General features: G+C 36.0%; 12 protein-coding genes. 3 read left to right on the top strand and 9 right to left on the bottom strand.

Translation table 11 applies throughout. The features are described 5' to 3' along the window. Positions 1 to 8 precede the first annotated feature (8 nt). Positions 9 to 395 carry an ectoine synthase gene (locus J2S74_RS12270; RefSeq protein WP_307326066.1) on the top strand — a complete coding sequence of 129 codons (387 nt, stop codon included), beginning with the start codon at positions 9 to 11 and terminating at the stop codon, positions 393 to 395. Between the two features lie 193 nt (positions 396 to 588). On the opposite strand, the gene J2S74_RS12275 is transcribed toward J2S74_RS12270, so the two are convergent. The 3 genes from J2S74_RS12275 to J2S74_RS12285 form a co-directional block, all read right to left on the bottom strand. Beyond that, the gene (locus J2S74_RS12275; protein WP_307326067.1) at positions 589 to 1,203 is read right to left on the bottom strand and encodes a cyclase family protein; all 615 of its coding nucleotides are present in this window, start codon (positions 1,201 to 1,203) and stop codon (positions 589 to 591) included. A gap of 22 nt (positions 1,204 to 1,225) precedes the next feature. Beyond that, a complete protein-coding gene (zwf, locus tag J2S74_RS12280) occupies positions 1,226 to 2,734 on the bottom strand; it encodes a glucose-6-phosphate dehydrogenase (protein ID WP_307326068.1) in 1,509 nt (502 codons plus the stop codon). Between the two features lie 295 nt (positions 2,735 to 3,029). Continuing rightward, complete coding sequence (locus tag J2S74_RS12285) at positions 3,030 to 4,013, bottom strand: ring-cleaving dioxygenase (protein WP_307326070.1); 984 nt, start codon at positions 4,011 to 4,013, stop codon at positions 3,030 to 3,032. A gap of 153 nt (positions 4,014 to 4,166) precedes the next feature. On the opposite strand from J2S74_RS12285, the gene J2S74_RS12290 reads away from it, so the two are divergent. Continuing rightward, entirely contained in the window at positions 4,167 to 5,228 is a 1,062-nt protein-coding gene (locus tag J2S74_RS12290) for an AbrB family transcriptional regulator (RefSeq protein WP_307326072.1), read from the top strand. A gap of 65 nt (positions 5,229 to 5,293) precedes the next feature. Here the strand turns inward: J2S74_RS12290 and J2S74_RS12295 are convergent, their stop codons facing one another. Continuing rightward, entirely contained in the window at positions 5,294 to 6,172 is an 879-nt protein-coding gene (locus J2S74_RS12295; protein ID WP_307326074.1) for an FtsZ/tubulin family protein, read from the bottom strand. Between the two features lie 147 nt (positions 6,173 to 6,319). Continuing rightward, entirely contained in the window at positions 6,320 to 7,636 is a 1,317-nt protein-coding gene (locus J2S74_RS12300; RefSeq protein ID WP_307326077.1) for a serine hydrolase domain-containing protein, read from the bottom strand. 162 nt (positions 7,637 to 7,798) lie between these two features. Here J2S74_RS12300 and J2S74_RS12305 point away from each other — a divergent pair, with 162 nt between their 5' ends. Further along, positions 7,799 to 8,863: a sulfite oxidase gene (locus J2S74_RS12305; protein WP_307326079.1), complete on the top strand. Its 1,065-nt coding sequence runs from the start codon at positions 7,799 to 7,801 to the stop codon at positions 8,861 to 8,863. A gap of 13 nt (positions 8,864 to 8,876) precedes the next feature. Here J2S74_RS12305 and cls read toward each other — a convergent pair whose 3' ends face one another. The 4 genes from cls to J2S74_RS12325 form a co-directional block, all read right to left on the bottom strand. After that, a complete protein-coding gene (cls, locus tag J2S74_RS12310; protein WP_307326081.1) occupies positions 8,877 to 10,325 on the bottom strand; it encodes a cardiolipin synthase in 1,449 nt (482 codons plus the stop codon). 160 nt (positions 10,326 to 10,485) lie between these two features. Next, positions 10,486 to 11,118 (bottom strand): CAP domain-containing protein, encoded by a 633-nt coding sequence (locus J2S74_RS12315; protein ID WP_307326083.1) that lies wholly within the window; start codon positions 11,116 to 11,118, stop codon positions 10,486 to 10,488. 88 nt (positions 11,119 to 11,206) lie between these two features. After that, on the bottom strand, positions 11,207 to 12,781 hold the full coding sequence (locus tag J2S74_RS12320) for a M2 family metallopeptidase (RefSeq protein ID WP_307326085.1): 1,575 nt from the start codon (positions 12,779 to 12,781) through the stop codon (positions 11,207 to 11,209). A gap of 16 nt (positions 12,782 to 12,797) precedes the next feature. Beyond that, the gene (locus J2S74_RS12325) at positions 12,798 to 13,751 is read right to left on the bottom strand and encodes a serine hydrolase domain-containing protein (protein WP_307326087.1); all 954 of its coding nucleotides are present in this window, start codon (positions 13,749 to 13,751) and stop codon (positions 12,798 to 12,800) included. Between the last annotated feature and the right edge of the window lie 7 nt (positions 13,752 to 13,758).

Raw genomic sequence — 13,758 nt, forward strand, 5'->3', positions numbered from 1 at the left:
GAAACAACATGAAAGTAGTTAAACTAGAAGATATTATTGGTACAGATCAGGAAGTAGATGGAGGTAACTGGGTAAGTCGCCGCCTTCTATTAGCAAAGGATGGCATGGGTTACTCTGTACATGACACAATTATCAAAGCAGGAACTGAAACTCACATTTGGTACCAAAACCACCTAGAAGCAGTATATTGTATCGAAGGTGAAGGAGAAGTTGTAACACTAAAGGATAACAAGGTACACAAAATCACTGCAGGAACTCTTTATTCATTAGATGAGCATGATGAACATCTATTACGTGGGAAAACAGATATGCGAATGGTTTGTGTATTCAACCCACCTATCACAGGTAAAGAAGTACATGATGAAAATGGTGTATATCCAGTAATTAAGGAGTAACTTCCTTAAACATAAATCTACCTCGCTTTTAAAGGATGCCCTATTATAGACTATAGGGCATCTCTTTTTATGTATACTGTTGGAAGATAAAAACTGTACTTGTTCGAGACAAGGGGGTGTGGAAAGCAAAAAAAGCTGATTTTAAATCAGGAATCGTCTTCCTTCATTAAACCAGCTTTAATTATATCAACTATTATTTTTCATCAATCAATAACACACGGGCTGGGGAAGCATCTGTCCCCACAAGCTTCAACGGTGCTGCAACCATTAAATACTGCCCCTCTGTCACGTCTTTTAAGCGTAAACCTTCTATTATTATAATATTGTTACCAAAAAGTGTTTTATGGGTTGGATGCCCCTCCTGGCTCCTTTCAATACCCAGGGAATCTATACCCACTCCCCTAATACCCTTTTCCGCTAAAAGTCGAGCTCCATCTTCTGCTACAAAAATAAAACCAAAATTAAATTCCTCGTCAAATGAATTTTTTGTTTTAAGCAAAATAAAATCATTTTCTTGAATGTCTAAACCCTCTAGATCTGCGGCTGTAATTCTGTCTTCCACATTCGTTAAATCAAAGACTTTACATTGCCCAACTAGTTTTTCCAGTTCTATTGTTTCGAAGGTTGCACCACCTTCCACCATATGTAGTGGTGAGTCAATATGAGTTCCAGAATGAACATCAAGATCTAATCTAGATTCAGTTACATAACCATTCGTTACCGTATTAAATTTAGGCTGTTTCTCTGGTTTGTTTTTATATACGGGCATCCCTTCGTATATGGATGAACTAATATCAATTACTTTCACTCGTGTTTCCCCCTTTAATAAATTACACTTCATATTTCTCATCACTATCAAAAAGTGACCACCAATGGAATCCATCTTTCTTCAAAAGTTCTTCAGAAGCCTTTGGACCCATTGTTCCAGCCTTGTAGTTTGGAAAGTCCCCAGGATGATTTTTTTCCCAATAGTTGGAAATAACATCAATAAAGTTCCAAGACAGATTCAACTCATCCCAGTGTGCAAAGTTTGTTGTGTCTCCGAGCATGCAGTCGTACAATAACCTCTCATAGGCTTCAGGAGTATTAATACTATCCACGCTATTATTACTATAATCTAATTGCACTGGCGTAGTTTCTCCAGTAGGTCCTACCTTCTTTCCATTAAGTAAGAGAGTAATACCTTCATCTGGCTGGATATGAATAATTAATAAATTTGGATGGGTGGATTGTTGCTGATCAAAATACAAGTTCATTGGTAACTCTTTGAACTGGATAACAATTTTAGTGGACTTTAGGCTCATCCGTTTTCCTGTCCGAATATAAAATGGAACCCCGGCCCATCTATGATTATCAATAAGTAATTTACCTGCTACAAAGGTTTCTGTTCCAGAATTAGGATCCACCTTTTCTTCTTCGCGATATCCAATGACAGATTTACCATTCATCTCTCCGGGGCCATACTGACCTCTTATGAAGTAGTTATCCAACTCTATAGGTTCCATTGGTCGTAGAGCTCGAAGAACTTTAATTTTTTCACTTCTGATTTCGTCAGGTGTTAAACGTATTGGGGGATCCATCGCAATTAAGGATACCATTTGTAGCATATGGTTTTGTACCATGTCCCGCAGTGCACCTGAGGTTTCGTAATAACCTCCACGGTCTTCTACCCCTAAAGTTTCACAGGAAGTGATTTGTATATTGGAAATATAGCGGTTATTCCATAATGGCTCAAAAATAGCATTTGCAAAGCGGATTACTTCGATATTCTGTACCATTTCCTTACCTAAATAATGATCAATTCGATAAATTTGATCCTCATCAAAGGCTTCTCTGATTTCTTCATTTAATTGATTAGCAGATGGATAATCATGACCAAATGGCTTTTCGATAACAAGTCTTGACCAACCCTTTGTATTCGTTAAACCTTCTGACTTTAAATTGGAAGCTATAGTACCGAAAAATTCAGGAGCCATTGCCATATAGAAAATACGGTTTCCAGGTATATCGAAATCATTATCTAACTTGTTAAGGATTGTATTTAAACTATCATAGGAACTCTTACTAGTTACATCAAAGGGTAAATAAAAGAAATGCTTACAAAAGTCTTTTAAATCTCCTACATTAGGGTCTATTTCCCCTTTGATGGATTGATAAACCGTATCCCTTAAGGTTTCGTCTGTCCATTCCCGGCGTGCTACTCCTACTACAGCAAAATTCTCTGATAATCTCCCTTTATTATACAAATGGTAAATCGATGGGAATAACTTTCGTTTTGCTAAGTCCCCTGTTGCTCCAAAAATAACAATGAGTGTTTTTGGTTTTGTTCGTGCAGTCATATAATTAAGCCTCACTTTGTATATACTTAGTTAAAAATTTTTTTTATTATGTATCCAATAATTCTTTTTAGAAGTTTTCCCTGCTAAAAATATAATTATCACAACTAAAATAACAATAGCCCTTTAGCAAAAAGGGACACGTATTAATATAACTTATTTTCTTATCCTATTCCATAATTTAAAACTATTTTGACTAAATTTCTTTCATTAGTTATTCCATAAGCTTTTATCATATAAAAGGATACTGCGGAGCCTTTATCTAAAAAAGACTCCGCAGCATCCTTTCCAATAATTCTTACTCCTTTGTATCTAGGGGCTTTAATTTTGCTTCAATGGATTCGCGCTGATCTTCAAAATATGGCGGCAGTGCTAAATTTTCACCTAAATGCTCAAAATCCTCATCTGTTTCAAATCCAGGACCATCTGTTGCAAGCTCAAATAAGATTCCATTCGGCTCACGGAAATAGAGGGAACGGAAATAATAACGCTCCACAAATCCTGAGTTTGGTATGTTTAGCTCACTAGTTACTTTAACCCACTTTTTTAGTTCCTTTTCGTTCTCCACTCGAAAGGCAACATGGTGAACACTACCTCTTCCTTGCCTTTCACTGGGAAGATCCTTACATTCAACAACATGTACTTCAGCGCCTGTTCCACCCTCTCCCGTTTCAAAAACAAAAACGTCTTTTTCTGATCCATCTATTTTTGTTCTATACCTTCCCTTTTCACGGAAGCCTAATACATTAATTAAAGATTTAGTAGTTCGCTCTAACCTTGAAACAGTAAGTACTACGGGACCAAGTCCTAAAATTCCATGTTCTTTTGGTACCGTACTCTTCTCCCAAGGAGTCCCCCCTGCAACCCCTTCGTTCTTTTCATCAGACACTAAAATAAGTCTTTGCCCCTCGAAATCACGAAAGGCAAGAGTTGCTCGTCCACTGTCCTTCATTATCTCATCATGGTCGACCTCATATTCTTCCAACCTCATTTTCCAATAATTCAATGATTCATCATTAGGTACCCTTAATGAAGTTGCTGAAATTGTATTTGTTCCATATTGAGTTCTTCCTGCAAAAGGAATTTCGAAAAACGTCAAATCTGTTCCCGGATTCCCCCTTTCATCTGCATAAAAGAGGTGATACATGGATGTATCATCCTGGTTGACTGTTTTTTTTACTAAGCGAAGTCCCAATGTTTTCGTATAAAAGTCATAGTTTTCCTTGGCATTTGCTGTTATAGCAGAAACGTGGTGTATTCCTAACAATGGCTTTAAGTCCAAAATTCTTCACCCTTCCTAGGATCAAATTACATAAAAGTATGTTACTTACTAAAGTATAGTGAAGTTAAATATATGTGTAAATAATTATTTCTATAAACGAAATAGACAAACTTGAAATATGTTACAATGGTTTTGAGAAAAGAGGAGATAAAAATGAAAAATATCCTTTCAAAGCGTATTCCAGAAACTCTTATGGTTGGTGTTATTGGAGGATACTTATTTTACTTAGGACACTTGCCTTTACCTTGGGTATTGGGAGCTATGGCTGCTGTTATGCTTTGGCAATCCATTACTAAGCGTGAAATGGTTTGGCCATCCCCTTTCAAAAATGGCGGTATACTTTTTCTTGGGATTTATTTTGGATTATACTTTACAAAGGATACCTTCTTATCCGTCAGTCCATACCTGCTCCCCTATATTCTTGTTACAGTTGCCCTTATCTTAATAAGTATCATAAATAGCACTTTAATAACGAGATGGATTCCCGTTGATAGAATTACAAGTGTTTTTGGTTCTATCCCTGGTGGGCTTACAGAGATGGTAATTGCTAGTGAAGCTTTAAAAGCAAAATCTTCTTTGGTGGCTATATTTCAAACAGTAAGACTGCTGACGGTTCTCTTCATCGTCCCTTTTTTGATTGTTCATGCCTTTACGTCAGATGTTACTATTCTTGATACTCCCATAACATCACAAAACATGGAAGGGTCTACTTCGAATTATTTCTGGTTCTTATTCCCTATTATTCTTGGAATTTTACTTCGTAACTCTTTACCTGCTGGAATCGTTATAGTCCCACTTATAATAACAGCACTCTTAAATGTAAGTGTTATAGAATTGCCTGCCTTACCGCCGTTGCTTCTTATTGCAGCACAGGTCACTGTAGGAATTGGTATGGGAAAAACCATTACCTTATCTGATCTCAAGCTTGGTGGAAAGTATTGCTTTGTTTACTTCGGTTTAGCGTTGACGTTAATTGTCGTATCCTTTCTATTTGGTGCGATTCTTGCACAATTCACATCGCTTACGTTAGCTACAGCCTTGCTTAGTGTTGCACCAGGTGGATTAATAGAAATGGTACTCACTGCTTCCGCTGTGGGAGCGGATCCCGCAATTGTAAGTGCACTTCAGCTTATAAGAATTTTTATTATCATCGTTTTTGTACCACCAGTTTTGAAATGGTACTTTAGGAAAAAAGAATTACATGAAGCAGCTTAAAAAAATAAGGGCGACTCAAAGGGGATGTTATTAACCCTTGAGTCACCCTCTCTATATGTTAGAACTTAATGCTCCTTCTTGTTCAAGGCCGTAAGTGTCTTAAAATGACCAGGAATATTAATTTGTGTAAACTTCTCCCACTTTTGCATTATCCAGTATTTATAAAATGGTACATGCTTCATCTTCTCCGGACGTGTAAATGGATCGGATATACCATTTGCAATAAGCGTTATTTTTAATCTAGAACCTGGTTCGTTAATTAAATAGCTTCCCAGTTTAAAAATTTCAGCTTTATGAAATAAGTCATTTAAACGTAAATTTATTTGACGGAAAGCCTCCATATCGACATCCTGCGAATACCCAATATTAATTATAATTTGATTCCCCTCTGCAAAATCGGTAGGTAAGTAAGGGGCTGAAATCAAGTATTTTAACGGCTCGTCAAAGGATTCCCCTTCAAAGGTTCGAATAAATAAGGAACCTTTTTTATTTGTTATAAAGGTCTTTAAGTCATGGACATCAATATTAATATCGCCCGTTTGGTGCAGCATTTCTCGGATAGCTTGAATAGGTGCTTGCTCAAACTTCTCAAACTGTTGGTTAGCTTGTCTAATGGATGTATTCTCTTCAAGCATGTCCATCATACCATCACTATAAAAGTAAATCATCCCATCACAAATATCCTTCAATTGAAAGTATTGCTTTATTGCCGTTTCCATTCTGCTTTTCCCTTCAAAACGAAACGGAAAACGAAAAATAATAAATAAAAGGATATCGCTTTCTTTCAAACGATACAAATTCTTTAATAATTCCTCCGTTTCACTAGGGTTTCCCCCCACAAATCGAAAGAAGCAAATATTTTCCCGTTCCATTTTAAGAAGGTATTCTAGGTCCTCTTCATTTAACTCCTGTTTTATTTCGTAGATTGTTATCGAATTATCCATTATTATCACTAACCCCCTCTTCTCTACCATTATAGAGGGAAACGAAAAAGAAGAATGTCAAACACCGTCGTTGTAACCGTACTAAATTTGTCTATTTTTCTATGTTTTTGGTGGAAATAATGATTTAAACTTTTTATTTGGCCAAAATCACTTTCTTTTCACTAACATACGAGACCCTAACAACATTGCCCAAGCATTTTCATCCTTGAAATAAAATTGCACTGGAATTCTTGTTTTTTCAATTATCAACACATTTTTTCGACCACTTTTCAGTGGTAAAGTTTCATTGTTTACGATAATTTTCGGTTCATTATCTTCTAACAAAACTTCAGCAGCGCCTCCTTCAGCACAGTCATATTTTCCGATATATCTTTCAAGTTCCTCTGGGCTAATATCTTCCATTTGTAATTCAAGTCGTTTTTTCTCTATCGGTAAATTCAAAGCTGTATTCACTGCCCCAAGCCATACATCTTGAGCTGCAACATTAGATACATTACATAGTACGGATACTACAAGGTTTTCTTCAGGAATGAAACCAAAATTGGAGGAAACTCCAGGTTGGCCCCCACCATGTTCCACTAAAGTCATATTCCCGTCATAATGGGATGTCACTTTAAAGGCGTACCCGTAATAAGAGTTTTCTAGAATAGGAAATGATTTTTCCCACATTTTCTTTAAGGAATCATAAGAAAGTAGTCTGCCTCCTTTAGAAAATCCTTTATTTATATATAATTCTCCATACTTTAATAAATCCAAGGTAGTGGACCTTATACCTCCACCCACTTCATAGTTCCCTAGCTTAGGCCAGGGTTTTTCTTCTAATACTTTTTCATTATTTAAATCATATGGGACTGTAATGTTATCATATTTTGCCACTTCTTCCAAACTCATGGTTGAACGATACATTTTTAAAGGATTTAAAATGTTTTCTGTTATATACCTACGGAATAACTTCCCTGTAATACGTTCAATAATGGCCCCAAGCAAAATAAAGGTATCATTACAATAGCTGAAATATTCTCCTGGTTTCCCCAGCAACTCATGTTTTTTGGAAGAAAAATAACCAAGGTGTTCCTTTAATTTATATAGCTCTTCCTTCCGTTCCATAGGTGCTAAACCAGTGGTATGAGATAGAAGGTGATATATTTTTATTTCTTCCATATTATCAATTCCTGGAACATTAAATTCCGGTAAATACTTTGTTACTGGTTCCTCTACTGAAAGATGACCCTTCTCCTCCAACATCATAATTCCTAGTGCTGTAAATGATTTTGTTATAGAAGCAATCCCAAAGATCGTTTCTGGAGTGATAGATTCTTTTGTATTTACATTCCCATAGCCAAAACCCTTCTTGTAGATGATTTCTCCGTTATGAGATACGGCCACAGCCACTCCTGCGATGTTTTGTTGATCCATTTTATTCTTTACAAAAGTGTCAAATGCTTCCCATTTTTTCTTATTCATCTAATCCCCCGATTTTTTTCCTATGTAAATCTTACATGCTTTTTAGCAAGTTTGTCTATTACAGACCTTTCTAACTCCAAAAGGGGATTATGTTCTAGCTTAACTGTTCCCTAAATATTAATAGAAATAGCTAAAACTAATTTTGAAAAGGAGTGTGGCCCTTTGTACAACCGTTCTGTTAGACCTTTTTTAACAACAAGAAGCCTTGCTCCTGAAAACCAAGAATCTCCCATCCACTTTCTTACAAAGCCCATCATCTCATATGAATATTTTTACTTAAGAAACCACTTTAATTATCCTACATTAAAAGAAGAAAATTTCTTTTTTTCAATTGGTGGAGAAGTAACCCAGCCTCAAACATTTCATTTGTATGACCTTCTTCAAATGCCGAAAAGAAAAGTGTTAATGCTGTTAGAGTGTGCTGGAAATAAACGTTCAAAATTTGAACCAAAAGTATATGGAGAGCAGTGGGAGGAAGGGGCTATTAGCCAAGGTGTTTGGGAGGGGGTCTCATTAAAAGATTTATTTCAGTATACTGGATTAAAAGCACAAGCAAAAGAAATTGTCTTTGAAGGTTATGACTTTGGAGAAGATAAATCAAAAGGAAAATACTTATCTTATAAACGTAGTCTTCCATTATCGAAAGCACTACATGAAGATACGATTATCGCATACAAGTACAATGATCAACCTATTTCCCTTAAACATGGTGCACCCTTCCGCCTAATTGTTCCCCATTGGTATGGAATGGCCTCTGTGAAATGGGTCAAATCAATGGATGTTGTTTCTTATTCCTTTCAAGGTCCATACCAAACCGAGGATTATGTTTATTATCCTTATGAAGATAGTGATATAGATGCCTATCCAGTAACGACAATAAATGTCAATTCGATTATTAAAGCTCCTTTGAATTTTTCCATCTTAAAAAAGGGGGAGCACACAATTAAAGGGATTGCATGGACAGGAATGGGAAATGTTCGTAAGGTTGAGTTAAGTCTTGATCATGGGCAGACTTGGATGGAAGCAAAGATAGAACAGGAAATCAAGAGTCATTATTCCTGGGTTTCATGGACATTTTTATGGGAATTCCATAAACCTGGGGAATACACACTCCTTTGTAGAGCAATAGACTCCCACAACCGCGCCCAACCAATGGAAGCATTTTGGAATAGAAAAGGGTACGGATATAACAGAATTAGTGAAATAAAGGTGAAGATTGAAGGATAATCTTCACCTTTTTCTATAATATTGGCGATAATAGACGAGAAATGGATTCCTTAAACCTAATCCACCTAGAACGCTGGTTATATAATTCGGTTGTTAATTCTGTGGAGTCTTCCATATCCTTTTCAAAAGATACTGCCAGCTTTTCGGAGTTTCTCTGATCATAAATAAAAGCATTCACTTCAAAATTTAATTTAAAGCTTCTAATATCAATATTTGCTGTACCCACACAATTTAATTCCCGATCTATAACAATCGTTTTCGCATGGAGGAATCCTTTGTCATAAATATACACTTTGGCACCCGTTTTTAGTAATTCGCCTACATAGGAAAATGTTGCCCAATAGACAAACGGATGATCTGGAAACTTAGGAATCATCACTCTGACATCTTTTCCAGAAAGAGCTGCAATGCGTAAAGCATCCAAAAGACTTTGATCCGGAATAAAATACGGTGTTTGAATATAAATAGAATCTTTTGCTGATAAGATCATTTTTATATAACCATTTTTAATTTGTTCCCATTCTGAATCGGGTCCACTAGAAACAACTTGAATAGCAGCATCTCCACTAATCACTTTTTTAGGAAAGTATCTATCATCATAATGAATACTATATTGTTTAGAAGCCTGATTCCAATCTAATATGAATCTAGTTTGTAATGTGTCAACGACCTTACCTTTAAGTCGCAAATGAGTATCACGCCAGTAGCCAAACTTCTCCTTTAGGCCTAAATATTCGTCCCCTACATTAAAGCCACCAATAAACCCAATCTCCCCATCAACAATTACCAATTTTCGGTGATTCCGGTAATTTAATCTTATATTAATTAGGGCAAGCTTAGATGGAAAAAATACACCTACCTCGCCACCAGCATCTACTAATCCCCTAAAATCCTTCCGTCGTAGTTGTCGAGAGCCTAATTCATCATACAGAACCCTTACAAGGACTCCTTCTTTCGCTTTTTTTGTTAGGGCCTCAATAATTTCTTTTCCAATACCATCTTTTCGAAAAATATAGTATTGAATATGTATATGATCTTTAGCTTGATGGATATCCTCCAGAAGCCTATCAAATTTCTCTCTTCCATCGGTAAGAATTTCTATTTCATTCCCTAGGGTCAGCACTGCATCGTTATTAACTAAGTGCATATATATAAGGTCATGATATTTTTCTACAATTTCGTTATTAAAACGAAAATTTGAGTCTTTAAGTTGACTTATCTGTTTCGTTATTAAATCCTCAATCCCTACCTTTTTTACTCCCTCCCAATGAAATAAACGTCTTCTTGTGAGATTTTGTCCGAGAAATAAATAGATGATAAACCCAATAAATGGTATGAAAAATAATATCAATATCCATGCCCACGTTGTACTAGCATCTTTTCTTTCTATAAAAATAATGACGCTTGCAAGGAACATATTAACAATAAAAAGGATTGCTAGTAAAAAGGAAAAAATATCCATAAAAAACCCCACCTATTTCAAATTACATCTTAAGGTTATCACAAATAAACAAGTAACATATAGCCCCATTTATTTTCCCTACCTTTCACTAGTTAATCATCTACCCATAACCAATACAAGATAGAGGGTGTGTCTCTGACACACCCTCTTTACGTTCTTATTACCTTGCTTTTATAAACAACTGTACCCATGCTCCGTGATAGAAGCCTACTCCAATTGTATCAAATTGACCATTCAATATGTTTTGCCTATGTCCAGATGAATTCATCCATGAATTCATAACTTGCTCTGGGGTTGTTTGACCTTTCGCTATGTTTTCTGCTGCGGCTTGATAACTTATTCCATATGTTCGCATCATATCAAAGGGAGAGCCATAGTTAGGGCTATTGTGTGAAAAATAATTTGAATTGATCATGTCTTCCGCTTTTCGATGTGCTACATTTTTTAAGTCTGCACGATGCTGTAATGGCTGTAACCCTCTATTTCTTCTTTCTTGGTTTACTAACTGTACTACTTGATCCTCAAATTGACTATGGTGTTCCGCTGACTCCTTTAAACGAATTACCTCACCAACATGCATATTATAAGGGTCAATCTCTGGATTTAGTTCCATCAGTTTACGATAATCCACATTATACCTTTGCCCAATAAACCAAAATGAATCTCCAGGAGATACCTTATAGTGCTCAAATGGCGGCTCATCAAACATTCTCACTTGCTGTGCTTCTACTTGGGACATCATCGGAAATATTAACATAAAAGTGATGGTTACTAAAAAAACTTTCTTAATCATGATTTACCTCCACAGTAATTATTTTATAGAATTCTCCCTCCTAGTTTGTATAATTCTGCGGAAACCATGTATGATAATTAATATTTTTCTACTTAACAAATTGATTTACAAAATGTTCAGGGTTTAATTTTTCACCTGTTACCTTTTCAATCTTGTCATTCCAATGGTAACTTGCCCCATGGAAAAAGTACTCCTTATTTAAGAACGCTCCAATCTCAGGAGTATAGGTTTCTTCTGAAACGTGTTTTTTCATATATTGATCCAACTGGGACGCAGTCAATTCTCCTAACAAGTAGTTTTGATAATAGACTGGTGCAATGCAAAAATGTATTTTTGCTGCCCAATGTGGGTAATTTTGATTTTCCGGTGGATGAACAAACTGAACGTCCTCAACGATTTTCCACCAAAGCTTATTTAAATCCTGATCTGGATTTTCATATAATTCTCTTTCAAAGAAAACAAATGTCATAATCCAACGACCTGCAATTAACATTTGCCGTTGTAACGCTTTCTCCAATTTTGGAGTTAGCTCCTGAACGGTAGATTCATCTAATCCCAGAAATTTTGTCAGCCATACTGGATTTTTTCCCATCCGGCCGTAATACATAGCAATTGCTTCTGTACTAAGGATATGGGCATATTTTCTTAAACTAAATGGCAGCTCAGGATCCACACTATCATCATAAATGGCATGTCCAAATTCATGAAGCATTGTTTCCATCCAATAGCTTGATTCATTAATATTACAAAGGACCCTTATGTCGCCAGAACGATCTAAATTACTCATAAAAGCATGTTGATTCTTTTTATCCCTTGGATAAAGGTCACTATTTTCCACTAGATGCTTAATATCAAGCCCCATTGCTTTAAATGTATCGATAGTGATTTGTTCAATATCTTTTCCTTTATAATAGGTATCTAAATCAAGTCCCTTTACTTTAGGTGCTTCTTGGAAAAAAGGATCTGAATAATGCCATGGTCGTAGTTCGGAAGTCTCTAACCCAAATTCCCCCCCTAATTCTTCATCTAACTCTTGTTTAATTGCCCGAAATGGTTCCTCTGAAAGTTCTTTCAATTGCTTAAATGTATCAAAAATAAAGTCTCGGTCTAGTTCCTGTAATTCAAAGGCCATTTGATGGTGGTTTTCATAACCAAGTGTTTGAGCAGCCTCATTTCTCTTATTTACAAGGGTGATGAGTTTATCAACCACCTCTTGCCCAATTTGCTTACTAGCATGCCATGCAGCTTCCCTTTCTTGTAAATCAGTGCTTCCTACTAATATTTGTCTAATATCATTTTCTGAAATCTGTTTTCCATTTAAAGTGGCCCGGAAAGTATTGAATATACTGTTTAACTCTGTAGAAAGTGTAACCATTTCACTTAAAAGTTCCTCAGGTAATTGGTTCTCTACCATTGTGGAATAAAGGAGCTCCAGCTGTCGTTTTTGCAGTGTCGTTCCTTTATCCTCGTCTATGTAATCTTTCACTTTTTGGAAGAGTTTGGAATTACTAAAGTATTTTTTATAAGCGATTCCTGCCTCTGCTGTTTTTTTGGTCCATTCCGCTTCCCCTGTTGTGGCAGCTTTCCATGATGCATTGGAATAGGTTGTATGAAGCTCTTCCAATTTTCTGTTTTGCTCCTGCAAAAATTGTTCTAGGCTCATTATCAAAACTTCCTTCCTACACTTTTTTAATTGCATTCAAAATATATTTAACAAACCAGTGATACGGTTTGACACCGTCTTTTTTGCTGAAGTTGCTTGTGTATACGGTAATTAACTCATAGTCTGGAACGATAAAAATATATTGTCCCCCACTTCCTGCAGCATAATAAAAGGAAGGGTGGTTATTGCTAAAAGGCTCACTTACCCACCAATGGCAGGCATACTTCTGGTTACCAATTTTAGTGGAGATGAAGGGGGCGGTGGATTTTTCTACCCACTCCTTAGAGACTACCTGTCGCTCATTATAGCTACCTTCATTTAAACAGAGTTCTCCTAATTTCAATAGATCATAAGAGGTTAAACTAATCCCAAAACCTCCAATTGGATTGCCTTTAGGATCTGTTTTCCACTGGTAATCTGTGATATTGAGAGGGTTAAATAAATATTTTTCTGCAAATTGGTCAAGGCTGCTTCCTGTAGCTTCTTTTAAAATGATACCGAGAAGATGGGAATTCCCACAGTTATAATGAATACTCCCTCCAGGCTTATTTCTTAAAGGACGGTTTATTATGTATTTGACCCAATCATCAGACTTCAGCATTTCCTCATTCCCTGGCCAGTCAATCCCTGAAGTCATCGTTAATAAGTGGTGAATAGTGATTTCACTCTTGCCATTCTTATCATATTGTAAGAATGGCAAGAAAGTAGAAATTGGTTCATGAATGTTGGAAATCTTTCCTTTATCCATCGCTATTCCTATTAGTAATGACACAATACTTTTCGTAATGGAGTAAATATGATGTTTCGTTTTTCTAAAGCTGTTTTCTTTATAATATTCGAATTCAACAGCTCCTGACCTATATATAATACATGAATCGACTGCTTCTTTGCTTATTTTATCTTCCAGTTCTCCCAGTTTAGATAGTTCAATATTTATGTCTTGATAATTCCATAGATTATCCAATTGCATTTAAAAC

The sequence above is a fragment of the Evansella vedderi genome, assembly GCF_030813435.1.
Classification (GTDB): domain Bacteria; phylum Bacillota; class Bacilli; order Bacillales; family Salisediminibacteriaceae; genus Evansella; species Evansella vedderi.